Below are 22044 nucleotides of genomic sequence, written 5' to 3'. Positions count from 1 at the left end.
ATGGGGGACCCCTTATGCCAGGCGCCATCCACGCCGAAGGCCTGGTGAAAACCTTCGGCGACGTCAAGGCTCTCGACGGAGTCGATCTCGATGTGCCGGAAGGCACCGTCCTGGGACTGCTCGGTCCGAACGGCGCGGGCAAGACCACCGCCGTGCGCGTACTGACCACCCTGCTGCGGCCCGACAGCGGCAAGGCGGTCGTCGCCGGGATCGACGTACTCAAGCACCCCAACGAAGTGCGCCGGTCGATCGGCCTCTCCGGCCAGTTCGCCGCCGTCGACGAGTACCTCACCGGTCGTGAGAACCTCCAGATGGTCGGCAGGCTCTACCAGATCTCCGCCAAGGCGGCGAAGGCCCGCGCCGAGGAGCTGCTGGAGCGCTTCCACCTCACCGACGCCGCTGACCGCACCGCCAAGACCTACTCCGGCGGCATGCGCCGCCGCCTCGACCTCGCGGCCGCGCTGGTCGTCAGCCCGCCCGTGATGTTCATGGACGAGCCGACCACCGGACTCGACCCGCGAAACCGCCAGGAGCTGTGGGAGGTCATCCAGGAGCTGGTGGCGGGCGGTACGACGCTGCTGCTCACCACCCAGTACCTCGAAGAGGCCGATCACCTGGCCCACGACATCTGCGTCATCGACCATGGCCGGGTCATCGCCCGCGGCACCTCCGACCAGCTCAAGGCACAGACGGGAGGCGAGCGCGTCGAGCTCGTCGTGCACGAGCGCGATCACCTCACCGTGGCCGAGGAGGTCCTGCGCGGCTTCGGCAAGGGCCTGAGCAAGACCGAGCAGCACACCCGCAAGATCACCGTCCCGGTCACCGGCGGCGCCAAGCTGCTCGCCGAGGTCATCCGGGAACTGGACGCGCGGGGCGTCGGGATCGACGACATCGGCCTGCGCAGGCCCACCCTCGACGACGTCTTCATCTCTCTGACGGGTCACGCGGCACAAGCCGCCGAAGAAGCAGCGGAGGCCGCCAAGTGAGCGCAGTGACGGACACCGTGCACCCGGGCCCCCGCGCCCCGCAGGCGCGCGGCGGCATCAGCCAGTCGGTCACCGACTCGCTCGTCGTGGCCAAGCGGAATCTGATCCGTATGATGCGGATCCCCGAAATGATCATCTTCGGGCTCATCCAGCCGATCATGTTCGTGGTGCTGTTCACCTACGTCTTCGGCGGCTCGATCCAGGTCGGCGGCAGCACCAGTACCGCGGACTACCGTGAGTACCTGATGGCCGGCATCTTCGCCCAGACCGTCACCTTCGCCACGGCGGGCGCGGGCGCGGGCATCGCGGACGACATGCACAAGGGCCTCATCGACCGGTTCAGGTCGCTGCCCATGGCGCGCGGCGCGGTCCTCACGGGACGTACGCTCGCGGACCTGGTGCAGACCGCCCTCACCCTGGTCGTGCTGGCCGTCGTCGCGCTGATCATCGGCTGGCGCACCCACGAGAACATCGGCAAGGTGCTGGTCGGCTTCGGTCTGCTGCTTCTGCTGGGATACGCGTTCTCCTGGATCGGCGCCCTGATCGGACTCACGGTCCGTACTCCGGAGGCGGCGACCTCCGGTGGGCTGATCTGGCTGTTCCCGCTGACGTTCATCTCGAACGCCTTCGTCGACGCCAGCAAGATGCCGGGGTTCCTCCAACACGTCGCCGAGTGGAATCCGTTCAGCGCCACCGTGCAGGCCTGCCGGGAGCTGTTCGGCAATCTGCCGCCGGGCTTCCAGGCCGCAGACGCCTGGCCGATGCAGCACCCGATCTGGGCCTCGCTGCTCTGGTCGGTCCTGATCATCGTGGTCTTCCGCACCCTGGCCGTCCGCAAGTACCGCTCGGCAACGGCCTGACCTGACCACCCGTCACCTCCCGCACCGGCGGCCGCACCCACGGCCCCGACCGGTCCCCTGCCAGTCGCCGATAGCCCCCGACCGGACCTCCGGCCGGGGGCTCTCGGGTCCCTGGGGCGCGCCCCCCGGGGCGCCGGTAGGATCACCTGCCCATGGAAGCCGTGAGCGCAGCAGACGACCTGATCGCTGTCCCGCCGGGGCAGGTAATGCTGTCGGACCGGCGGACGCAGCGCTCCTGGTCGGTCGAGCTCGCGCCCTACCACCTCGCGCCGTTCCCGGTCACGCAGGCGCTGTACGCGCAGCTCACCGGCCAACGGCCCAGCACCGCCCACGGCGACCGGCTCCCCGTCGAGGGCGTCTCCTGGTGGGACGCGGTCCGCTTCTGCAACGCCCTGTCCGAGCGTGACGGGTTCACACCCGCTTACGACGTTCAGGCGGAAGCCGAAGGCATCGAGTGGGACGCGTCGGCCGACGGATACCGGCTCCCCACCGAAGCGGAGTGGGAGCACGCCTGCCGCGCCGGTACGACGGGGCCGCGCTACGGGGCGCTCGACGAGATCGCCTGGTACCGGGGCAACTCCGGCGAGCGCATCCACGACGTGGGCGGCAAGGCGCCCAACCCGTGGGGCCTGCACGACATGCTCGGCAACGTCTGGGATTGGTGCTGGGACATCTACGACGCCGAGGTCTACGGCACCTACCGGGTGCTGCGCGGCGGCGGCTGGTTCGACGAACACTGGAGCTGCCGGGCCTCGGCCCGCCGCCGCAGCCATCCCGCCTACCAGGTCGACGACGTCGGCTTCCGCCTCGCCCGTTCCCCCGCCCGCTGATCCACGCCGGCCCCGCCAGGTGACGGGGGCGGGTGGCTCGCTCCGGTGGCCCGGATGGCATCAGGGAAGCGGCGACAGCGGGATTTGGCGGCGACAGAGGCTTTCTCGGATGACGCGGTCGCTGGTGCGCAGAGCGGCTACCAAGTCGTTGTACGGCCCGTCAGGAACGAACTCCGCCCCGAGCGCACAGGCACGCACCAGATCACGGCAATCCTGCACCTGCCGGTCCGTTGCGAGCTCGACGAAGAGGACATCCGCCAGGCTCTCGCGCGCGGCGTATCCATCGTTGGCGTCCACCGTCCGGCGGTGAAGCTCCGCGACGACGCGGCGCGAGGCTGGGCTGTCGGGGTAGCCGATGGCGTCCAGGACCGTGAGGCCGAGCCGGATGTCGAAGACGGTCATGCCGCGCTCGGCCTTGCGCTCGACGTAGATCGCTACCAGGTCCTGCAGGTGCTCATCGACCGGCTGGCCGGCTTCACGACGGCACAGGGTTGTCAGGCAGACGGTGACGGCTTGCTCCCACGGGTCACCGGGCGCCGTTTCGGCGAGGAGGTCCGCGGCGTGCCGGGTGTCTCCCGCCGTGAGGGCGGCGAGAACGGCGACCTGGCGGCCGTCGAGCATCCGTTTGCCGACACCGCGGTGCTGCTCGATGTGGGCCAGCGCTTGGGCCCATCGGCCCGTGGTGGTGAGGGTGCGGGCGCCGTCGGCAAGCAGGACGCGCCACAGCCACGCGCGGACCTCTTCGCGGTGCGCCTCGTCCCCAGTGAGGTCGGCCGGCACGGCGATGCCCTCGAACTCGGCGGCCGCGCCCGCGCCAACGGCTTCGTACAGGTCGAGAAGCCGTTGGCGGCCGTTGTCGGGGTGGCCGGCTCGGATCTGCAGGCGGGCGAGGTTGACGACGGGCTCCAGTCCGCGGATCGCGCTCATGGCGGTCAGGGGGCAGGCGTGCAGGTAGGCGGCGGCGTGCTGGTGGCACATCTCGCGCGCGACGTCGGGTAGGCCGAGGTCGGAGGCGATGAGGGCGGATTGGTTGTAGACGGCCGAGGCCTGCCCTTGGTCGTGCTGCGACGCCGCGGTGTCGGCCAGCGTGACGAGGGCGCGCACCCGATCCGGGAGGGGCAGGCATGCGGGCCGGAATCGGGCGACGAGCGGGAAGCGCTTGGCTATGGGTCCGTGCGGGTCCATGGGTCAATGCCGGGAAGCTTGGCTTGATCATCTCGTGTGCGGGCGCTGGATGCAGCGAAGCTCCTGTAGAACGAGCGATCTACCACGATCGACTTGTTCGGAACAGGAGCTTCGTTGTCTGGGGAGTCTGGCATAGAGGGGTCGTCGCGTGCGAGCGCGGGACAGACGGGGCAGCTGGGTGTGTTGCGCCAGGTTGTGACACGGCGGATGGTCACGGATGTGCTGGCGGCTTCCGGCCGCGGGGACCGGCGTAGTGACGGCAAACTCTGCGCGGTGACGTGTGTGTTCTTCGTGCTCGCGTTGACGCTGTTCCCGAGAGACGGCTACCGGTCGGTGCTGTCGAAGCTGGCCGGTGGGACGGCGCGGCTGGCCGCGCGGGGCCAGCTGGTCTCCTCCTCGGCGCTGCGGCAGCGCCGCGTCACGCTGGGCCCGGAGCCGTTCCGGTTACTGTTCGAGCGGATCGCCGGGCCGGTCGGCACGGTCGCGATGCCGGGGGTGTTCTGGCGGGGGCTTCGGCTGGCCTCGGTGGACGGCACGTTTCTCGAGGTCGCCGACACCGCGGTGAACGCGGTGTTCGGCCGGACCCGCAATCAGCGGCGGATCGCCGCGTTCCCCCAGGTCCGCCTGGTCGCGCTGATCGAGTGCGGGACCCGGGCGCTGCTCGGGGTGGCGTTCGACATCCGCCGGGTCTGTGAGCAGGACCTGACACGGCGCCTGCTGGACCGGATGCGCCCCGGGATGCTGGTCCTGGCCGACCGGGGATTCCCGGGCTGGCTGCTGTGGGTCGATGCCGCCGCCGGCGGGGCGGATCTGTTGTGGCGGATCTCGGCGGCGGTGCGGCTGGTCCCCGACGAGGTCCTGCCCGACGGCTCCTGGCTCGCGACCCGGCACGCGCACAAGAACATCACGAAAGCCCTGGCGGGGCGGCCCCGGTCGGTACGGATCCGGGTGATCGAGATGGTGGTCGTCATCGAGGCCGCCGACGGGTCACGACGCCATGAGCCCTACCGGCTCATCACCACCTTGCTCGACCCTGCGGCCTTCCCCGCCGGTGAACTGGCCGCACTGTATTCCCAGCGGTGGGAATCCGAGCTCGAATTCCGGGACTTGAAGATCACTCAGCGCGGGGCACGCGCCGTCCTGAGATCGAAGACACCCGCGCTGTCAACCAGGAGATCTGGGCGTATCTCGTCACCCACCAGGCGATCCGCCGCACGATCAGTTCCACCGCCGCCGGCCACGGGCTCGATGCCGACCGGCTCTCCTTCACTGTCGCCCTGACCGTCGCCCGGGACACCGTGATCCGCACCACGGCGCGGATCGGCACCCACCTCGCCGAGATGACCACGTCGCTGCTGGCGAACCTGCGATCGGCCGAGCGACGCCTGCGGGTCTGCCCCCGGACCGTGAAACGCCCCAGCTCCATCTTCCCCTCGAAACCCGCCGGGCCGGCCAGCCGCAGCACAAAAATCACCGGATACGGGATCGAAATCATCCCACTCGACACAACCCCGCCGACCACCGCGGAGCCCGACAGCCACACGAGATGATCAAGCCAAGCTTCCCGGCATTGGTCCATGGGTCCCCCCGGGACGGTAGTGAAGGGGTGAGGAAACGGCGCTGCCCGCCGACCGCGCGGCCGACGGGCGGCGTCTGTTACGCGCGGGGCGTCACTGCCAGTCGACGACGATGCGGTTCAGCGGGGTGTCGAGTGCGAACAGGCCGGGGCGCTGCTCGATCGGCGGCGCGTCGAGGGGCTGGATCTCGAACGTCGCCTCACGGCCGCGGTATTCGCGGTCCCAGGTGCGGATCGCTTTCGCGACCCGCGCGGCCAGTTCGTCGCTGCCGGGGCCGTGGCCGATGACGCCGAACTCCCAGAGCTTCCCGCCTTGGGGTGTCTTCTGGTCGGACAGTCGGCGGGCGAGGTAGGTGACGGCGCCCTTGTCGACGGCCGCGGTTGATGAGGGGTAGGGGTCCTCGGTGAGCACTGTGCCCTTCGCGGCCTTCGGAAAAAGCATCCGGATCAGGCCGGACGGTAGGGAGCAGGTGACGAACAGCTCCATCCACTCCGGCGACTCCATCGCACGGACCGTCACGCCGGTCCACTCTTCGGTGCGCGGCTGGTCGAGGACACCGGCCAAAGCGTCGGCGTCGATGTGCTGCCCGGCGGGAGCCTGGAGCCGAACGGTGCCGTCCGTGCTGAGCGGGACGACGCGACGGTCATCGTCGGCGATGCCCCTCCTGAGCGGCATGAACGTGTTCATCTCGCTGTCGAGAGACACCCATCGGCCGTCGCGCTGCTCGTAGGCGATCGAGCGGGACACGCTGCCCTTGAGGCGCTGGGGGACCACGAGCCGGCCGCTGGGGGCGAGCTGCTGCAGCCAGGCATGCGGCACGCCGTGCGCGCCGACGGTGGCAATGATCCGGTCGTACGGTGCTCCCTCTGCGTGGCCGACGGCTCCGTCGCGAATGAGTGCCACAACGTTGGTGAAGCCGGCCGCGGCGAGGTGCGCGCGGGCGCCCTCCACGATGTCGTCGTCGACGTCGATGGTGGTGACGCTTCCGCTCTCGCCGACCAGGTGGGCGAGCAGACCGGCGTTGTAGCCGGTGCCCGCGCCGAGCTCGAGGATTCGCTCGCCGGGCTGGGCCTCGATCTGGTCCAGCATGAGGGCGACGACGTCCGGCTGGGAGGCGCAGGAGATCGACGTTCCGTCGGTGTCGTACTTGATGCTCACCGGCGCGTTGGCGTAGGCCTCATCGAGCGACACGTCGGGCACGAACTTGTGGCGGGGCACGGTGCGCAGAGCAGTTTCGACGGCGGGCGTGCGGGCGTGCCCGTCCGCACGGATCTGGTCGACCAGGGCGTTGCGCAGGCGTTCGGCGACGGCGTCGGGTGTGGCGATGGTGTCGGTGTTCACCGCGCTGAGGCTATCGGTTTCGGGGGTCTCTCCAGCCGCTGACGCGGTGTTGTCACTCGTTCCCATGACTGCCTTTCGTGCGAGTGTGGACAGGGCGCTTTGGTCGGACATCCGGAGACCTGCGCGGTTGGCGTGGAAGATGGCGTGGTGGGTGATGATGGCCCGCAGACCCCGGGTGAGGCTGCCGTGGGCGAGTCGCGCGAGGGCCGCCCCGGTCCGTTCGAACGCGGTCACCCATTCGCCGTGTCCGTCGAGCGGGCCGTCCGGGCGGCACAAGCTGTGGGCGTCGGTTGTCATCAGCGCCTGTATGGCCGGGGCTTGGGCGGCTGCACGCTCGGCGGGAAGCGGGTCGGTGGCCGGGCGCAGGTCGGCGACCTTCGCCCACACGTCGCCTTGCTCGTACCAGTCCAGGCCGGCCGCCCGCATCAACGTGCTCATCAGGAGGACGGCGGTCTCCCGGCGGCCCAGGTGTCCGGGGCCGGGCTGGTAGGTGAGCAGGTGGCGGCTGTCGTGGGCGAAGAGGTCGTGCGCGGCGGCCATCGCCTCTTCGCCACCGAAGGTGAAGGTCTCGGGCTCGTAGATACGGGGCAGCCACTCCACGACCCTGCCTTCGTCGACGAGGTCGCTGAGCTGCCTCTCGACGATGGGGGAGGGCGGGCCGCCGGTGCGGTACCGCAGCGGCCAGGGCTGCTTGCTCATGAACCACCAGCCGGTGAGCTGCCCTCCGGTTTCCGCGGCGAACAGAGTCGGGCCGAGGCGGTCGGCGATGACCTCTTGGGCCGTCTCGCGGTCGGGGAAGACGATGCTGTGCTGGTGCCAGCGGTCAGGGGGCATCCGGAGTCCTTCGGTCGGGGGAGGTCAGGCGATGAGCAGACAGGCGTCCCAGGCGGAACGGGGCGGCGCGGCGGTGCTGGGCGCGATCAGGGCAACGGCGACGCCGGCAGCGCCGTCGAGCAGCCCGGGGCCCCGATCCGCGTCCTCCAGGAACGCGGTAGCTGCCTGTGCTGGGTCGGTGCCAGGAGGGTGGACGGCGGCCAGGAGCGCGGGGATCACGGCCCTGAGCTGCCCGGCAGTCGACGGGTGCGCGTCGGCTGCCGCGCGGGTGGCGACGTGGGCGAGCCCTGCGAAGCCGTGGCACAGGCCGATGTCCGTGGTCGCCTTGAGCTGAGCGGGATCGGTGAGGGCGGCCACGAGCGCGTTCTCCGCTTCAACCTGCCGGCCGGTGTCGCCGAGGGCGAGCGCGGCGAGTTGCTGGGCGCGCGCCAGGCCGACGGTGCCGTAGCACCACGACGGCCGGCGTGGGGCGGAAGGGGCGAGTCGGCCAGTGCGCAGTTCGTCCCGGGTGACCCAGTACGGCCAGGCCGGGCCGCTCCCCGCCTGCTCCTGCCAGCGGTCCAACCACGCCAGGATCGTGCGCAGCGCCTCGTGGTGGCCGTCCGCGCGGGCGCCGTGCCGGGCGGCGAGGGACACCAGCGCGAGCACACCGCCGATGCCGTGCGCGACGCCCGTGTTGGCGTGGCCGCCGGGGAACCGGTAGTCCGGACGGCCCGATGGACCGGTGCCGGTCCACCATCCCGGCAGGGTTTCGCCGTCGTGGGTGACCGGTTCGGTGAGGCGTACGCAGTAGTCGAGGACAGTTCGCACGGCGCTGCTGTGCGGGTTGCGGCGCAAGAGATAGGCGCCGTAGCCGACCAGACCGCGGATCGTGTCGAACTCCGAGAGCGCCGGGAGGCGTCCGGCGTCGATGCGGCGGTGAGCGGTCCCGATGCGGCGGCAGACATCGGCGGCCAGCTGGCGGTCCATGGTGTCCAGAGCGCGTTGGTAGGAGCCGGGCAGGTGGTCGGAGGCGCAGGCCAGGGCATGAGCGAAGGCGGGCGCCCCGTAGAACAGGTGGCTGTCGGCCCCGCTGGTGAACGGCTCCCGGGAGGCGGCGGCGAGCCAGTCGTGAGCGCGCTGCCAAGGGCCCATGTCCGTGGCGGCCCGTTCGATGTGCAGCAGCGCGATTCCGGGCAGGCCGTGGGCGAGGGACTGCCGGCGCCAGTCTGTTGCCCGGGGCCCGATGGGCGCCGTGCCGGGGTGGGCGAGGCGGTCAGCGACGGCGTCGACCAGGGCGAGGGTCGCGTGGGCGATCATGATGCTTTCCCGGTGGTGCGGGCGGTCCAGGCCAAGGCTGCGGCGCGTGCAAGGTAGAGACAGGCTTCCTCCTCGGGGAAGTTCACGGCAACGGCGCGCACGAAATGGACGTGGAGCAGGGACGTCAGGACGTCGTCGACATCGATGCCCTGGGTGTCCGGGCTCGGCAGGTGCAGCTGGTAAGCAGCGAGCGCCGCGGCGCGGTCGGTCCACGCCGACACGATGGCCTCCCCGCCCGGTGTCCGGCGCAGCGCCGCCCAGCCGCTGCGGGGGTCGGCGACACGGACAGCTTCGGCGAACTGCGGGCGGGGAACCGGCCCGGGGGCGGTGGGCGGGACGTGGTCGATCAGCCAGCGCATTGCTGCCTCCGTGCTGCCGAGGAACGCGGAGGCGATGGCGACTGTGTGCGCGGCCACCAGCGTGCGCTGGTGCGGGCGACACGGTTGGGAGAGCTGGGCCAGGATCGCGCGCGAGTCCGCGCGGAACACCTCTTCGGCCGCTTCCCAGGCCGCGCCGGAGCCCCAACGCCCCATCTCCCGGAAGCTCGTGGGGTAGCGCAGTTCAGCCAGCAGCCCCGCGCCGCGCAGCTCACCGGCCCACATGCTCACCGTGCGGGCTGTCTCGGAGAACGCCGCGGGGTCCGGGAGGTCGATGCGCAGGCGCAGGTGCTGGTCGGGGTCGCGGAAGCGGATGAACCACCACGGCGGTCCGCCGAGCCGTTCGAGCAGGTCGGGCACGTGCTGGGAGAGCACGGTGTCCTGCCGCCGGAGGTCTCCGTACAAGGCGGCCAGCAGCACCGACGAGACCGCCGGGGTCTGCATCTGCTCCTGGGCGAGAGTCCGGGACGGAGTGGGATCGGGCAGGGCCGGCCATCTCGGCGGCCGGGTGGCCTTGAGCGGCACAACAATCTCGTGTGGGCGGCCGCCGCACCAGCCGTACGCGTCCGGCGCCGCAGCCTCGGTGAGCACCGCCACACCAGCCCGGTCGAGATGCTCGCTCAGCAGGGTCCGGTGTCCTGTCTCATCCAGGTCGAGGGCCAGGCGCCGGTCATCCTCAACAAGGCATACCCGCTGCGGCAGGCGGCGACGGCTGCGCCACGCGGCGAAGGCGGCGTCCCACTCCGCCCGGGGGCTGGTGCCGCCGGGCAACTCGGACGCTTCCAGTCGCCAGTGGGCCGAGGCGAGCACCGTGCGCCCGCACCGCAGGCGGGGCAGGAACGGCATCGTCGCCGCGGCGCCCCAGTCGAACGCGGTGACCTGCGCACACTGGGCGCGGGAGAGCTCGGTGAGGAAACGCACCAGCGGCGGCGTGTGGGTGCGCAGGTTCAACGCGTGCATCCCCACGGCCTCGACACGGTGGCCGCGCTCGGGGACGGCCAGGTACATGCGGCGGCCGTCACAGGCCACCGCCAGGTCCTCGACGGTCAGCACGTCGTAGTCGGGGGAGCGGTGCTCCTGCAGGCTGATGACGGTGGGCAGCAGGCGCGGGGTTCGGGTGACGTGGGCGCTCTCGGGCAGCAACGGCGGAAAGGAGAGCTGTGCGGCCACGGTATTGCTGTCGGCGGCAGGCAGGTCAGCCAGTTCCGCGGCAAGGGCGTCGCGGTCGTCGGGGGCCAGCACGCTGAGGAAACGGCCCGTGGAGACACCGGCCCCGCGGGACACGCTCACGACCTCCAGCCGGAACCGTCCACGCTGCAGGTCCTCGACGCTGCAGGCGTGCACCCGGACGCCGACTTCGAGGTGCGGCGGCACCCGAGGATGCTCGGGCCCACGATCCAGAGCCGAGACCAGCTCGTTGTCCAGTACCACCTCGTCGCGGCCGTCGAGTACGGCCGCTTGCGCCAGCCGCACGAGCGTCTCGTCCCGGGTGGAGAGTCGGGGGCGACGCTCGCCGGGCACGGTCCCGGGATAGCCGTCGGGGTACCCGACGCCGCTGTCCGCGACGACCTCTTGCAGCGGCACCATCGTGCCGATTCCGTACCGCTCGTAGAACCGCTGGTGGTATGCGCGCCAGGCAACGGTTCCGTGCGGCATGGCGCTCACCCGGGCGAGGACCAAGGCGGTGCGCTCGATCTCGCGGGCGACCTCTGGCGGCAGGACGAGCTGCGCGTCCAGCCGCAGGTCGAGCGCGAGGGGGTGCCGGCTCACTTCCGGCTCGAGAGCACGCATCTGCGACGCCACACGGGCCCTGCCGTCGCGCGTGGTGCACTCCTGCAGCCCGGCCCGGATCGCGTGCAACTCGCGTACGGTCTCGGCGATCGGGGCGACGCCTTCGGCTTCGACGGCGGCGAGCTCGTGCAACAGGTGGCCCAGGGCGTCGGTCTCGGTGCTCGGTGCTTGCAGGCTCGTGATCAGCACACGCCGTTGGACCAGCTGCACCAGCAGCCGGCTGACCTTCCCGGGGCCGGCCGCGGGGAACTCGGCCAGGATCTTGCTGGTGAGCGCGGCAACCCGAAGCGGGGCCCGGGTCGCGGTGAGCACCGCCTTCACGGGGCCTGTCAGGGCCAGGGACGCTTCCACCGCGCGGGTTCTGCCGGCCTGGCTGTGCGGCTGGTACGGCACGACCAACCGGTCACCGCGGCTCGTCACGGTGTTGTTGACGACCACGGGCAGGCGTTCCAGCAGTTCTGGGCAGCTCTCCAGCCGTTCCACGACCGCTGTCAGCCACTGCGCGCCCGCGCGGACGACCGCGACGTGCCCGGCGCCCCACTTCGCACCGGCCTGAGGCCCGAACGCCGCGGTGGTCACCCCGGCGAACAGGCCGAACGGGGTGGCGCGGTTCTCCGCCCGCAGCAGGTAGCGGGCCACGGATAATGTTGTGCGCCGAACATCACGCGCCGCGGGTTCCTCCGCCGTGCACACGGCCTGCACCTGCGCGGCGAGGCCCGGACTGGCATGCAGCAGGGCTTCAGCGACGTCGGCGTTCTCCCGTACTGCGCGGAGCCACGCGATACGGCCGGCTGTCCCATCGAGGGAACGGCCATCGAGATCGGGGAACGGAGGAACTTGCAGCGCCGGCCGGGCGACTGCACGTACGAGCGCGGTGCGGCTAGTTCTGAACGCTGGGGGCGAAGCAGCCACCATTACCTCCGTGGACGAAGGGGCGGCCGGTGCCGCCGCCCCGCTGGGGCGCGACGGCACCGGCCCGAATAGGGCCTAGCAGGGCCTTGGGTCAGGCGACGTTGGTGGTGCAGGCGCCGCAGGTGGAGCCGCACCCGTCGTCGGTCAGGTTGGTCAGCGCCGCAGCGTCGCCCACCTCCAGCAGGGCGACGTCCAGCTCGAAGCCGTCGGACGTCGTCGACTTCGGCGTCTGCGGGCGTACCTGCGTGGTGCTCGGGTCAGTGATGAGAGCCATGTCTTCAACTCCATTGATTCGCACGGATGTTGCGGATGTGGTGGTGCCGCCCAGGCGCCATCGGGCGGAGCGTAGCCGGACAGCTACTCCGCTTGGATGATTCCTGGCCATCCCTGCTCCGCAGGCCGATGGGCGTGCTGGAGCTGGGAAGTCTTTGGGATGTCGTCGGCAGGAAGGCGACGAATGACAGCCGGTCGTGCAACCAGCGCAGGTACGCCTCGTAGGCCTCATCGCTGGGCGTGAGCGCGGCGCGGTCCGGGGTGAGGATGCCGTCGACGAAGCCGGCGGCGGCGTAGCGGCAGGCTTCGTTGAACGCTGGGCGTGCGTCGTCCGGGCGGCTTACATACTTGTCGGTGAACCTCAGCCCGCCGAGCCGCCAATCCATGCGCTGCGCGTGCTCGGTCAGCGCGTGGTGCGTGCCTTCCACGTCCACGCCACGTGACGCCAGTACGTATGTGGTGACCCGGATCTGCCGTCCCTGTTCTGCTCGCCCAGCGATGGCCTCCTCATAGAAGCTGTGGCGAATCGCGTTGAGCCGGGTGTCCTGATTGACGGGGAGGCGGCACGAGTTGTCGTGCCAGGGGCGCCACTCGTCGAGGTCGACCTCAAGGTGAGGAGGCAGTCGGGCCGCCCTCATGCCGTCGCCTGCCTGCACAGCTCAGCGAATCCGAGGTCTTCGGCGCGCTGCAGTCGAGCTATCGGAGCTTCCGGGACAGGTGAGCGCGTGGAGTACACGAGGGTGGCGCCGATGAGGGCGCCGAAAGCACTGAGGATTAGCAGCTTCGCCATGAGCGGGCTCTCTCCGTGGGGTGAGTCGTCCCCGCTGCCGGGGCTCACTCGGCCCCGGCAGCGGGGAGTCAGACCGTGCCCGCTGGCGTCCGTGGGGGAACGAAGCCGCCGGTGGCACGGGGTTCTAGGGGGTGGTGATGCCGAGCATGGGCATCGGTCCTTCACGAGAGGGTGAGTGAGCACCAGGTCGTCGTGCCGTCGGGGCTGACTCCCCAGGCTTCGGCGATGGCGTCGACGAGGAGGAGGCCGCGGCCGTCCTCGTCGTCCGAGGAGGCGTTGCGTGGCACGGGCAGTTCCGGGGATCCGTCGGCAACCTCGATGACGAGGTGGCTGGCAGTGAGGAACATGCGCACCCCGACTGCTGGGCCTCGCCCGTGCTGGAGCGCGTTGGTCAGCAGCTCGGTGGCGAGCAGTTCGGCTGAGGCAGTGAGGGACGCCTGACCCCAGTGCCTCAACACGGCTCGGACGATGCGCCGGAACTGCCGCGGCCGAGGGGCGTCTTCGGCTGCTATGGAGCCGGCCGAAGCGTTTCCGATACGGGCAATCGACACCTCAAGTCCCGTACGCACGAAGGCGCCTGGGTAAGTGCTGGGCGCGGTCCGCGCGATGGTCGCAGTCGGGGTCATGCCGGGTCCTCCGTGCGTGCTGTACGGCGGGAGCGACGGGAGGGCGTTCTCGCTCTGGTACGCGACAATTGCCTACTTGTCCGTCACGGCTTGCTTAGCTCAACTACCGTGATGCATGTGAGAGTTACTGTGCAAGCTCAACGGCACATGTTAGAAAATTGGCAAGTGCCAAATCACTAACAAGGTCTTGTTCAGAGGGGTGCAGGCGGTGGCACACTCAGGTACACGGCTCACGCCGGAACCGGACAGAGTGCACGTCGAGCACCAACAGAGTGGGGAGAGGGCGGCAAGGTGGCAGCGAAGCGCGGAGCGACGTTCCGGCGCAGGGAGCTCGGTAAGGAGCTGCGGAAGCTCCGCGAGAAGCGGAGTTTCACGCTTCAGGAAGTTGCGAAGGAGCTGGGTTTCTCCCACACGAAGCTCGCGCGCGTGGAAATTGGGGAGAACGACCTGCCCCGGGTGGGCGACCTCGAAGCGCTCATCGACCATCTGGACCCCGGTCTCCCGCGGGAGGATCTGGAGACTCTTCTCCAGCTGCATCGTGAGTCGCTGAGCAAGGAGCCGTGGACGCCGTACAAGGCGTTCATGCCGTCGAAGATGCCGACGTATCGCGGGCTGGAGCAAGACGCCACAGTGATGAAGGCCTTCCAGCCCAACTTCGTCTTCGGCCTCTTCCAGACGGAAGCGTATGCGCGGGCGCTGTATCAGACGGCCAAGCCCGTGGAAGAGACGACGACGGAGTACATCGACCAGAACGTCCGACTCAGGCTCGAACGGAAGGAGCTGATCACCCGTTCCGACGATCCCCTCGAACTCCGGGTCATCATGGACGAGACCGCCGTCCGACGCATGGTCGGAGGCCCGGAGGTCATGCGTGGGCAGTACGACGAGATCGTGGAACTGGGGGCGCTGGACAATGTGACCGTTCAGATCTTGGCCCACGACGTGGTCACGTACCGCTCGGAGAGCAACTTCGCGATTCTCGACTTCTCCGAGGCCCTCGACCCCGTTGTGCAGGTCGACATGCCGAGCACCATCAGCGTCACCGATGAGCGGCAGGAAGTGCAGCGGAACATCCGCCGCTTCGACGCCATGCGCGACAGCGCCCTGCCTCCGGCTCGAACAGCCGGGTTTCTGCAACAACTAGCACGAGAGTGGAAGTAGCCATCAATACAAACCTGACGGCCCCTGACGTGGCCGAAGAGTCCGCTTGGTTCAAGTCCTCCTACAGCAACGACACGGGCGGGTCGTGCGTCGAGATTGCGGATCTGACCAGTCAGGTTGGCATCCGTGACTCCAAGGACAAGCAGGGGCCTGCACTGGTCGTCCCGCGCGCGTCCTGGCACACCTTCGTGAACAGCGCGCGCGTCGGCGAGTTCAGGGCCTAACGCCCGGCTCCTGACTCGGGTAGCACTGTGCACAGCACGGTGGCCCCCCGGAGTCGAAGAGGGGGGCCACCACCGCTTAACGCCGCCACCGGAAGCCCGGCTGCGGACGCACCAGAGTGCAGGCCCGTTCGGTCTCTTACGGGCTGGTCCGCAACGACCGAATACGCTCGGCGATGCCGTACGAGTCCAGGCGCAGCGCGCGGATCTCGTTGATCAAGTCGCGCCATGGTTCGTACGTCGTGTCGACGCGTTCACCAGAGGCCTCCAGGTACGCAATGGCGACGCCGTACCCATACGCTTCGCTCCGCGCGGGGAGGGGGCGCAGCAGGACGCACTCCTCCAGGAACACGGCTGCCCGCCAGAAGGCATCCGGGTGGCTCTGGTCGAGCCGCGGCGGGTCGACTCTGTGGCGGGCGGCCATGCCGACGAGAACGGAGAGGTCGTTGACGGTGAGGTCCGTGCGGAGGATGTCTTCCTGGCGGGCCAGGAGCCATCGGTAGTCGACGAGCAGCTCCACAGGCTCAGGCCGCCTGGGGGGTCTCGTGCGCTGTCGCCGGCGGGATTCCGCCGAAGTCGGCGTCGAACCGATCCAGGACGCCGGGCTCGATGACGCGGCGGAATGCGGCGGTCGCTGTGTTGAGAGCCCGCTCGTGCTCCTCCCTCTTCGCCAGTTCGGCGAGGTACTCCTTGAGGGGCTTGCCCCCGGCGAGCGCCTTGAAGCGGTCCCGGGTCTCCTTGTCGATCTTGACGCTGGTGTCGTCCATCCATCGAGTATGCCCGTGGGTATACCGTCGCCGCTACTCTTCTGGCGTGCGCGACGTCATCCCCCGCGCGGAGACGGACGTCATGATCTGCGCCGGCTTCTGCGGATCATGCGTCGCGTGGGAGCCCGGAGGCGGCAGTGACGGCAGGAGGCCTCCGCTCGCCGGCGGGCGGGCGGAGGCCTCCTGGGTGCGTGCGGCGGGCGAGCCGGTGGCTCAGCCCCGGTACGGGGTGGCTTCGAGGATCTTCACCGAGGCCTTCTTGCCGTTCGGCAGCTCGTACTGCGCGTCCTCGCCGACCTTCTTACCGTTCACGCCGGTGCCCAGCGGGGACTGCGGGGAGTACGTCTCGATGTCGGCGCTCGCGTACTCGCGGGATGCGAGCAGGAACGTCATGGTGTCGTCCTCGTCGCCGTCGAAGGCGATCTTGACGACCGTGCCGGGCGCCACGACGCCGCTGGCGGTGGGGGCCTCGCCGACCTTCGCGTTCTCCAGGAGCTGGGTCAGCTGGCGCACACGGAGCTCCTGCTTGCCCTGCTCCTCCTTGGCGGCGTGGTACCCGCCGTTCTCGCGCAGGTCCCCCTCTTCGCGGGCAGCCGCGATCTTGCCGGCGATCTCCGTGCGTGCGGGACCCGACAGGTAATCCAGCTCGGCCCTGAGCTGGTCGTGCGCCTCCTGGGTCAGCCAGGTGACGCTCTCGCTGGTCTGGGTCACAGGTGCTCCTCGTCGGTACTGGTCAATAAACAGCATCGCCCTACCCAGAAGCATGTGCCTCGACGGGCGGGCGAAACCACGAGCCTAACAATTCAGGCGCCCCGGGGGGAGGACTAACACCGTCAGGAACGCATCAATGCAGGTCAGGCCTATGAACCGCCGTCCGCGGTACAGCCTGTCAGCTCAGTGCTGGTCGCCCTGGACGTCGTACGGATCGTGTAGATCTCGTCGATGCGGCCGGAGTCCGTGTCGTCGATACGGACGTCCTTGCGGCCCACCTCGGCGCCGCTCTCCGCCAGGGAACGCAGGGTGCAGGTGCCGGTCGCGGAGGCATCCTTGCGTACTTCGAGGTGCACTTTGACCTCGGTGTCCGACACCGTGTCGAACTTGATCACCTCGGCGCTGATCCGCTGTCCGGTGACGTAGTCGTAGCCGAACCAGGCGACCATCGCGAGCAGACCGGCGCCCAGCACCGAGCCCACGATCTTGAGCTTGCGGTCCGCGCGCGCGTCCGCCGAACGGCCGTAGCGGCCCTCGGGAAGGTCCTGGCGTACCGCGGTCATGATCGTTCCTCCTGGGGCGGGGGCCACGGAATTTTCCGGCCCCCGATTCGGTCACTATAGAAGCCGCTTATCGCGCCGAATAACTGAGGAACGAGTCTTGACTGAGCAGCTGCGACTGATGGCCGTTCACGCCCACCCCGACGACGAGTCGAGCAAGGGTGCGGCGACCATGGCCAAGTATGTGTCCGAGGGGGTGGACGTGCTGGTCGTGACCTGCACGGGAGGCGAGCGCGGCTCCATCCTCAATCCGAAGCTCCAGGGCGACAAGTACATCGAGGACAACATCCACGAGGTACGGCGGAAGGAGATGGACGAGGCTCGCGAGATCCTCGGTGTGGGGCAGGAGTGGCTGGGCTTCGTCGACTCGGGTCTTCCCGAGGGCGACCCGCTGCCGCCGCTGCCGCAGGGCTGCTTCGCGCTGGCGGACGTCGATGAGGCGGCGGGCGCGCTGGTGCGGTCGATCCGCTCGTTCCGGCCGCAGGTCATCACGACGTACGACGAGAACGGCGGCTACCCGCACCCCGACCACATCATGACCCACACGATCTCGATGGTGGCTTTCGACGGGGCCGCGGACACCGAGAAGTTCCCCGAGGCGGAGTTCGGGCCGGCCTTCCAGCCCGCGAAGCTCTACTACAACCAGGGCTTCAACCGGCCGCGTACGGTCGCGCTCCACGAGGCGCTCATCGAGCGCGGCCTGGAGTCGCCGTACGGCGAGTGGCTGGAGCGCTGGAAGGAGTTCCAGCGGGCGGAGCGGACGCTGACCACGCATGTTCCGTGCGGGGAGTTCTTCGAGATCCGCGACAAGGCGCTGATCGCGCACGCCACGCAGATCGATCCCGAGGGGGGCTGGTTCCGCGTCCCGATGGACATCCAGCGGGAGGTCTGGCCGACGGAGGAGTACGAGCTCGCGAAGTCGCTCGTCGATACGTCCCTCCCCGAGAGCGACCTGTTTGCGGGCATCCGCGACAATGCCTGATGTGAACGTAACCCTGGCAATGACGACGATCGTGCCGCTCGCCGCGGACCAGTTCGACAAGAACAAGGTGACCCCGGGGGTGCTCGGGTTCCTGGTGTTCGCGGCGCTGGCGGTTGGCGTGTGGATGCTGATGAAGTCCATGAACCGGCACATGGGGCGGGTCAACTTCGAGGAGCAGCCGGCTCCGGGGGCGGAGCGGGCGTCCGTCTCGGCGCCGGGGTCGGTGGCGGGATCGGCGCCGGGGTCCGTGCCCCCCGGCTCGGCGGGGGAGTCGCCCGGCGGGTCCGCGAAGGGCGCGTAGCGGGCGGGTGTGGGGCGGGGCGGGCGGTTCGGCTCCGGGTGCGGGTGCAGGTGCGGGTGCGGGTGCGGGTGCGGGTGGGGGGTGCGGGTGCGTGGCGGGCGGGTGCCTGCGGCGCTGTCCCCTACCCGCCCCTTCCCGGAACTGGGGGCGGGCCCCCAGACCCCTCCCCCCCCAGACCTTGGGCCCCGGACGCCCTTCGGGCTTGTCCTCAAACTCCCCCATAGCCTCAAGGGCATGGGAGGGGCCCCCTCGACGGGCTGGATGCGCCTCCGCGAGGCGAATCCAGCCCGTCCGTCGTGGCCACCGGGACTCCCATCACCTCGCGCGCGTGGCGGTTCGGGATCATGCTCAGGCGCCACGCCTGCCAGCCCTCCGCCAGGTTCACGCCCCGCTCCAGGATCACGCAGTACGCCTCCGCACAGTCCTCCAGCTTGCCGTCGCGCGCCGGGTGGGTCGCGTCGAGCAGCTGGGAGAGTTCCTCCTGGGCCACCGCCGTGCCGATCTCCGAGCCGCCAGGCGAACCGAACGGCAGCAGCGTGCACCGCAGGAAGCGCGCCCAGTCCGCGCCGCGCTCGTCGGCGTACGACGTGAAGAGGCGGATCGCCTCGTCGCACAGCTCCAGAGCCGGGCCCGGCCGGTTGTTGCCCGCGTCGACGATCGCCAGCTCCAGGCACGTCCACGCCTCCCCGTGAGCGACCCCGATACGCCGGAAATCCGCGCGGGCGTCGACCAGCAGCTGCCGGGCGAAGCCGCTGTTGCGGAGGTTGCCGGTCTGCGCCGCACGCTGGTCGCGGGTCACGCGGCCCGAGTGGTGGCGGGCGCAGGCCAGCCCGTACACGTCCCGCATGCGCGAGAACATGCCGCGCGCCCGCTCCAGCTCCCGCACCGCCTGGTCCCGGTCGCCGCGCTCCTCCAGCGCCTGCCCGAGGTAGTACAGCGTCCACGCCTCGCCCCGCGCGTCCTCCGCCTCGCGGTGGCGCGACAACGCCTGGCGCAGCTGATCGACGGCAGGGGACGGGTCGCCGTCGACCAGGCGGGCCCGGGCCAGCTGCGTCAGGGCCCACGCCTCGCCGCGCCCGTCGCGGGTGCGGCCGTAGAGGTCGAGGGCCTCGCGCAGCTCGTCCTCCGCGCGCGGTACGTCGCCCATCCGCAGGCACACCTGGCCCAGCTGGAAGTGCGCCCACGCCTGGCCGTGCAGGCTCTCGCTCTCGCGGTGCAGCGCCAGCGCCGTGTCGAGATGGGCCAGGGCAGCGGCCAGGTTCGCCCGGTCGCGCTCCACCGCCGCCAGTGCGTGCAGCGTCCACGCGCGGTCGGCGGCCAGTACGTCCCCGGCCTGGAGCCCCAGCGCCTCACGCAGCTTCGCCGCCGCGTCCGTGAGGTTGCCCTGGTGGTGCAGCGTGATGCCGAGCGAGCACAGGGCGCGCGCGGCGCCCGCGTCGTGGTGGGCCTCCCGGTAGAGGTCGACGACCGAGGAGAGCGTGGTACGGGCCTTGTCGAGCTCCCCGAGCTGACGGGCCGCGATGCCCGTGCGCCACTGCACCGACCGGACCAGCAGGCCCTGGCCGACGGCCTGCGTCAGCTCGCTGATCTCGCCGAGCCGGTAGAGGTCGCCGCGCAGCAGGCAGTAGTCGCACAGCGCGCCCAGGAGGTTCAGTACGGCCTGCTGGTCGACGCCCTCGGCCTGGCGCAGCGCCGCCGTGATGAAGCTCGACTCGTCGTCCAGCCAGCGCAGCGCCGCGTCGAGCGAGGTGAAGCCGTGCCCGCCGACCGCGTTCGACGTGAAGGAGGTGCCGGCGCGGGTCGATGTCTTGCCGTCGACCAGGCGGATCACCGAGTCGGCCAGTTCGCCGTAGTTGCGGATGAGGCGCTCCTGCGCAGCGGCGCGGTCCGCCGGCTCCTCCTCGTCGAGGAGGCGGGCGTGCGCGAAGGCCCGTACCAGATCGTGCAGCCGGTAGCGGCTGCCCCGCACATGGTCGATGAGCCCGGAACGCGACAGGGCCACCAGTAGCCGCCCCGCCTCCTGCTCGTCGGTGGCCAGCAGCGCCGCCGCCGCGGCCGCCCCCAGGCTCGCCCGCCCGGCGAGCGCGAGGCGGCGCAGCAGGCGCCGGCCGGCGTCGGGCTGGTCGGTGTAGCGCAGCCACAGCGTGCGCTCCACCGGCTCGACGGGGCCGTACGCCTCCAGGTCGGCGATCAGCGCGCGGGAGGTGCGCGGACCGAGCGAGGATCCGGCGATCCGCAGGGCGAGCGGCAGACCGCCGCACAGCTGGGTGATCCGGCCGGCCGCCTCCGCGTCGTACGGCGCCTCCTTCCCCTCCTTCTCCTGCGCCGAATCCCGCAGCAGCTCCTCCGCGCCCGCCGCGTCCAGTGCGTCCACCGGTACGTGGTGCACCCACGCCGGGATGTCCGCGGGGAGGTTCAGGGGGCCGCGCGCCGTCACCAGGACCAGTGAGTCCGAGCGTTCGGGGAGCAGCGTGCGGACCTGAGCGGCGTCGGAGGCGTCGTCGAGCACCACCGTCACCGGCAGCCCCGTCAGGTGCTGGTGGTACAGCTCGGTGAGGCGGCGGAGCTGCTGCTCCTGCGAGGCGCGCTCCCGGAACAGCAGCTGCTCGCGCGGCGCGCCCAGCCGGTTCAGCAGATGCAGCAGCGCCTCGCGCGTCGACAGCGGCCCCTCGCCGGCCGAGTCGCCGCGCAGATCCACCACGCACGCGCCCCGGAACTGGTCCTTGAGGTGATGCGCCGCCCGCACCGCCAGCGTCGTACGCCCCGAACCCGGCGCCCCGTGCAGCACCACCACCGTGGGCCGCGTCTCGGTGCTCGCCCGCGCCGCGTGCACCCACTGCGCGATCTGCGACATCGCGGCCCGCCGCCCCGCGAACGGCCCGTCGGGCTCCGGCAGATGCCCGAACGACTGCTCCAGTACGGAGCGCCTGCGCGCCGCCTGGCTGCGGTCGGCACCGCGCAGCTGACCGACGACGGTCGTCTTCTTCGCCGACGGGGTACGGGTGGCGGCCAGCAGCACCTGCTGCTGGTCCAGGAACGGCCGTATCCCCCGCACCTCCAGCGCCGTCAGCCACTGCAGCCGCAACTGCTCGGGCCCGCCCGGCTGGGACAGTGCCCCGGCCCTGCGGTGCGCCGCCGGCCAGTGCGCGGCGGTGACCTTGGCGACGGTGGCGGCGGCCCCGGCGACCGCGACGACGGCGCCGACGCCGAGCGCGGTGCCCGGGGACGTACCGAGAGCCAGGTCGGAGCCGAACGCGGCGACGGCGGCAACTGCCGCCACCAGCAACGGGGTTGACAGGTCGGCTCCGCTGAACCGCTGCGCCAGCGACTCCTGGCCCACCTGGGCCTCGTCGAGGGCGGCGACGTACGCCGCGTACTCCTCGCCGGCGCCCGCCGCCATCGCGTCCAGCTCCGCCCGGCCGCGCGCCAGCAGCGCGTTCGCGTCCAGGCGCCCGCCGGCCCGCCGCGCCTGCTCCTCGACGGCCCGTACCAACAGCCGCTCGACCTCGGCCCGGTGGCTGTCCCGCATATGCGTCCCCCTCCGCAAGCAACGATTCGCGGGTCAAGTGTCCTTCTTGACGCGCGTCAGCGCGAGAGAGTCGGCCCCAAGGTTTCGTCCTGGTCCGGCTGGTCCGGCTGATCCGGCCGGTCCGGCGATCT

The 22044-nt window shown here is 70.6% G+C and carries 21 protein-coding genes; 9 read left to right on the top strand and 12 right to left on the bottom strand.

Going from position 1 to position 22044, the window contains the following annotated elements:
• Positions 1 to 14: 14 nt before the first annotated feature.
• The 3 genes from ACU6WZ_RS09330 to ACU6WZ_RS09320 all read left to right on the top strand — a co-directional run bounded on the left by ACU6WZ_RS09330 (position 15) and on the right by ACU6WZ_RS09320 (position 2676).
• Positions 15 to 986 (top strand): efflux ABC transporter ATPase subunit, DrrA-related, encoded by a 972-nt coding sequence (locus tag ACU6WZ_RS09330; protein ID WP_447032648.1) that lies wholly within the window; start codon positions 15 to 17, stop codon positions 984 to 986.
• Positions 983 to 1846 carry an ABC transporter permease gene (locus ACU6WZ_RS09325; protein ID WP_447032647.1) on the top strand — a complete coding sequence of 288 codons (864 nt, stop codon included), beginning with the start codon at positions 983 to 985 and terminating at the stop codon, positions 1844 to 1846. Before ACU6WZ_RS09330 ends, ACU6WZ_RS09325 begins: the two co-directional genes overlap by 4 nt.
• A 206-nt stretch (positions 1847 to 2052) precedes the next feature.
• Positions 2053 to 2676, top strand: a complete 624-nt coding sequence (locus ACU6WZ_RS09320) for a formylglycine-generating enzyme family protein (RefSeq protein ID WP_447033950.1) — start codon at positions 2053 to 2055, stop codon at positions 2674 to 2676.
• 60 nt (positions 2677 to 2736) lie between these two features.
• Here ACU6WZ_RS09320 and ACU6WZ_RS09315 read toward each other — a convergent pair whose 3' ends face one another.
• Positions 2737 to 3861 (bottom strand): hypothetical protein, encoded by a 1125-nt coding sequence (locus ACU6WZ_RS09315; RefSeq protein WP_447032646.1) that lies wholly within the window; start codon positions 3859 to 3861, stop codon positions 2737 to 2739.
• 207 nt (positions 3862 to 4068) lie between these two features.
• Between ACU6WZ_RS09315 and ACU6WZ_RS09310 the strand changes: the two genes are divergently transcribed.
• Together ACU6WZ_RS09310 and ACU6WZ_RS09305 are read left to right on the top strand one after the other, a co-directional pair.
• Positions 4069 to 5142, top strand: a complete 1074-nt coding sequence (locus ACU6WZ_RS09310; RefSeq protein WP_447032494.1) for an IS4 family transposase — start codon at positions 4069 to 4071, stop codon at positions 5140 to 5142.
• A 17-nt stretch (positions 5143 to 5159) separates the two neighbouring features.
• Entirely contained in the window at positions 5160 to 5411 is a 252-nt protein-coding gene (locus ACU6WZ_RS09305) for a hypothetical protein (RefSeq protein ID WP_447032495.1), read from the top strand.
• Between the two features lie 120 nt (positions 5412 to 5531).
• Here ACU6WZ_RS09305 and fxlM read toward each other — a convergent pair whose 3' ends face one another.
• The 6 genes from fxlM to ACU6WZ_RS09275 all read right to left on the bottom strand — a co-directional run bounded on the left by fxlM (position 5532) and on the right by ACU6WZ_RS09275 (position 13606).
• On the bottom strand, positions 5532 to 7613 hold the full coding sequence (fxlM, locus tag ACU6WZ_RS09300; RefSeq protein ID WP_447032645.1) for a methyltransferase, FxLD system: 2082 nt from the start codon (positions 7611 to 7613) through the stop codon (positions 5532 to 5534).
• Between the two features lie 24 nt (positions 7614 to 7637).
• Positions 7638 to 8912 carry a lanthionine synthetase C family protein gene (locus ACU6WZ_RS09295; protein WP_447032644.1) on the bottom strand — a complete coding sequence of 425 codons (1275 nt, stop codon included), beginning with the start codon at positions 8910 to 8912 and terminating at the stop codon, positions 7638 to 7640.
• Positions 8909 to 11863 (bottom strand): lantibiotic dehydratase, encoded by a 2955-nt coding sequence (locus ACU6WZ_RS09290; protein WP_447033948.1) that lies wholly within the window; start codon positions 11861 to 11863, stop codon positions 8909 to 8911. The genes ACU6WZ_RS09295 and ACU6WZ_RS09290 overlap by 4 nt, the downstream gene beginning before the upstream one ends.
• Positions 11864 to 12083: 220 nt before the next feature.
• On the bottom strand, positions 12084 to 12266 hold the full coding sequence (locus ACU6WZ_RS09285) for an FxLD family lanthipeptide (RefSeq protein WP_447032643.1): 183 nt from the start codon (positions 12264 to 12266) through the stop codon (positions 12084 to 12086).
• Positions 12267 to 12270: 4 nt separating this feature from the next.
• Positions 12271 to 12921, bottom strand: coding sequence for a hypothetical protein (locus ACU6WZ_RS09280; RefSeq protein WP_447032642.1), 651 nt, complete (start codon positions 12919 to 12921; stop codon positions 12271 to 12273).
• 295 nt (positions 12922 to 13216) lie between these two features.
• Entirely contained in the window at positions 13217 to 13606 is a 390-nt protein-coding gene (locus ACU6WZ_RS09275) for an ATP-binding protein (RefSeq protein ID WP_447033947.1), read from the bottom strand.
• Between the two features lie 366 nt (positions 13607 to 13972).
• Between ACU6WZ_RS09275 and ACU6WZ_RS09270 the strand changes: the two genes are divergently transcribed.
• Complete coding sequence (locus ACU6WZ_RS09270) at positions 13973 to 14842, top strand: helix-turn-helix domain-containing protein (protein ID WP_447032641.1); 870 nt, start codon at positions 13973 to 13975, stop codon at positions 14840 to 14842.
• 29 nt (positions 14843 to 14871) lie between these two features.
• Positions 14872 to 15066, top strand: coding sequence for a DUF397 domain-containing protein (locus ACU6WZ_RS09265; protein WP_447032640.1), 195 nt, complete (start codon positions 14872 to 14874; stop codon positions 15064 to 15066).
• Positions 15067 to 15202: 136 nt separating this feature from the next.
• Here ACU6WZ_RS09265 and ACU6WZ_RS09260 read toward each other — a convergent pair whose 3' ends face one another.
• The 4 genes from ACU6WZ_RS09260 to ACU6WZ_RS09245 all read right to left on the bottom strand — a co-directional run bounded on the left by ACU6WZ_RS09260 (position 15203) and on the right by ACU6WZ_RS09245 (position 17104).
• Positions 15203 to 15583 carry a toxin Doc gene (locus ACU6WZ_RS09260; protein ID WP_447032639.1) on the bottom strand — a complete coding sequence of 127 codons (381 nt, stop codon included), beginning with the start codon at positions 15581 to 15583 and terminating at the stop codon, positions 15203 to 15205.
• A 4-nt stretch (positions 15584 to 15587) separates the two neighbouring features.
• Positions 15588 to 15830, bottom strand: a complete 243-nt coding sequence (locus ACU6WZ_RS09255; protein ID WP_447032638.1) for an antitoxin MazE7 — start codon at positions 15828 to 15830, stop codon at positions 15588 to 15590.
• 213 nt (positions 15831 to 16043) lie between these two features.
• Positions 16044 to 16541, bottom strand: coding sequence for a transcription elongation factor GreA (gene greA, locus ACU6WZ_RS09250; RefSeq protein WP_447032637.1), 498 nt, complete (start codon positions 16539 to 16541; stop codon positions 16044 to 16046).
• Positions 16542 to 16690: 149 nt separating this feature from the next.
• On the bottom strand, positions 16691 to 17104 hold the full coding sequence (locus ACU6WZ_RS09245) for a DUF4307 domain-containing protein (protein ID WP_447032636.1): 414 nt from the start codon (positions 17102 to 17104) through the stop codon (positions 16691 to 16693).
• 97 nt (positions 17105 to 17201) lie between these two features.
• Between ACU6WZ_RS09245 and mca the strand changes: the two genes are divergently transcribed.
• Entirely contained in the window at positions 17202 to 18083 is an 882-nt protein-coding gene (gene mca / locus ACU6WZ_RS09240; RefSeq protein ID WP_447032635.1) for a mycothiol conjugate amidase Mca, read from the top strand.
• Complete coding sequence (locus ACU6WZ_RS09235; protein WP_447032634.1) at positions 18076 to 18384, top strand: hypothetical protein; 309 nt, start codon at positions 18076 to 18078, stop codon at positions 18382 to 18384. The genes mca and ACU6WZ_RS09235 overlap by 8 nt, the downstream gene beginning before the upstream one ends.
• Before the next feature lie 226 nt (positions 18385 to 18610).
• On the opposite strand, the gene ACU6WZ_RS09230 is transcribed toward ACU6WZ_RS09235, so the two are convergent.
• Positions 18611 to 21913 (bottom strand): tetratricopeptide repeat protein, encoded by a 3303-nt coding sequence (locus ACU6WZ_RS09230; protein ID WP_447032633.1) that lies wholly within the window; start codon positions 21911 to 21913, stop codon positions 18611 to 18613.
• Between the last annotated feature and the right edge of the window lie 131 nt (positions 21914 to 22044).

It is taken from the genome of Streptomyces hypolithicus (genome assembly GCF_052934925.1).
This window is presented reverse-complemented; position numbering and strand designations above follow the sequence as displayed.

What these genes read in the sequence shown, in the direction of transcription:
- ACU6WZ_RS09330 (WP_447032648.1), top strand. Translation starts at nt 15, where the DNA reads ATGCCAGGCGCCATCCACGCCGAAGGCCTGGTGAAAACCTTCGGCGAC.
- ACU6WZ_RS09320 (WP_447033950.1), top strand. Translation starts at nt 2,053, where the DNA reads ATGCTGTCGGACCGGCGGACGCAGCGCTCCTGGTCGGTCGAGCTCGCG.
- ACU6WZ_RS09315 (WP_447032646.1), bottom strand. Translation starts at nt 3,861, where the DNA reads ATGGACCCGCACGGACCCATAGCCAAGCGCTTCCCGCTCGTCGCCCGA.
- ACU6WZ_RS09310 (WP_447032494.1), top strand. Translation starts at nt 4,069, where the DNA reads ATGGTCACGGATGTGCTGGCGGCTTCCGGCCGCGGGGACCGGCGTAGT.
- fxlM (WP_447032645.1), bottom strand. Translation starts at nt 7,613, where the DNA reads ATGCCCCCTGACCGCTGGCACCAGCACAGCATCGTCTTCCCCGACCGC.
- ACU6WZ_RS09295 (WP_447032644.1), bottom strand. Translation starts at nt 8,912, where the DNA reads ATGATCGCCCACGCGACCCTCGCCCTGGTCGACGCCGTCGCTGACCGC.
- ACU6WZ_RS09285 (WP_447032643.1), bottom strand. Translation starts at nt 12,266, where the DNA reads ATGGCTCTCATCACTGACCCGAGCACCACGCAGGTACGCCCGCAGACG.
- ACU6WZ_RS09255 (WP_447032638.1), bottom strand. Translation starts at nt 15,830, where the DNA reads ATGGACGACACCAGCGTCAAGATCGACAAGGAGACCCGGGACCGCTTC.
- ACU6WZ_RS09245 (WP_447032636.1), bottom strand. Translation starts at nt 17,104, where the DNA reads ATGACCGCGGTACGCCAGGACCTTCCCGAGGGCCGCTACGGCCGTTCG.
- ACU6WZ_RS09235 (WP_447032634.1), top strand. Translation starts at nt 18,076, where the DNA reads ATGCCTGATGTGAACGTAACCCTGGCAATGACGACGATCGTGCCGCTC.
- ACU6WZ_RS09230 (WP_447032633.1), bottom strand. Translation starts at nt 21,913, where the DNA reads ATGCGGGACAGCCACCGGGCCGAGGTCGAGCGGCTGTTGGTACGGGCC.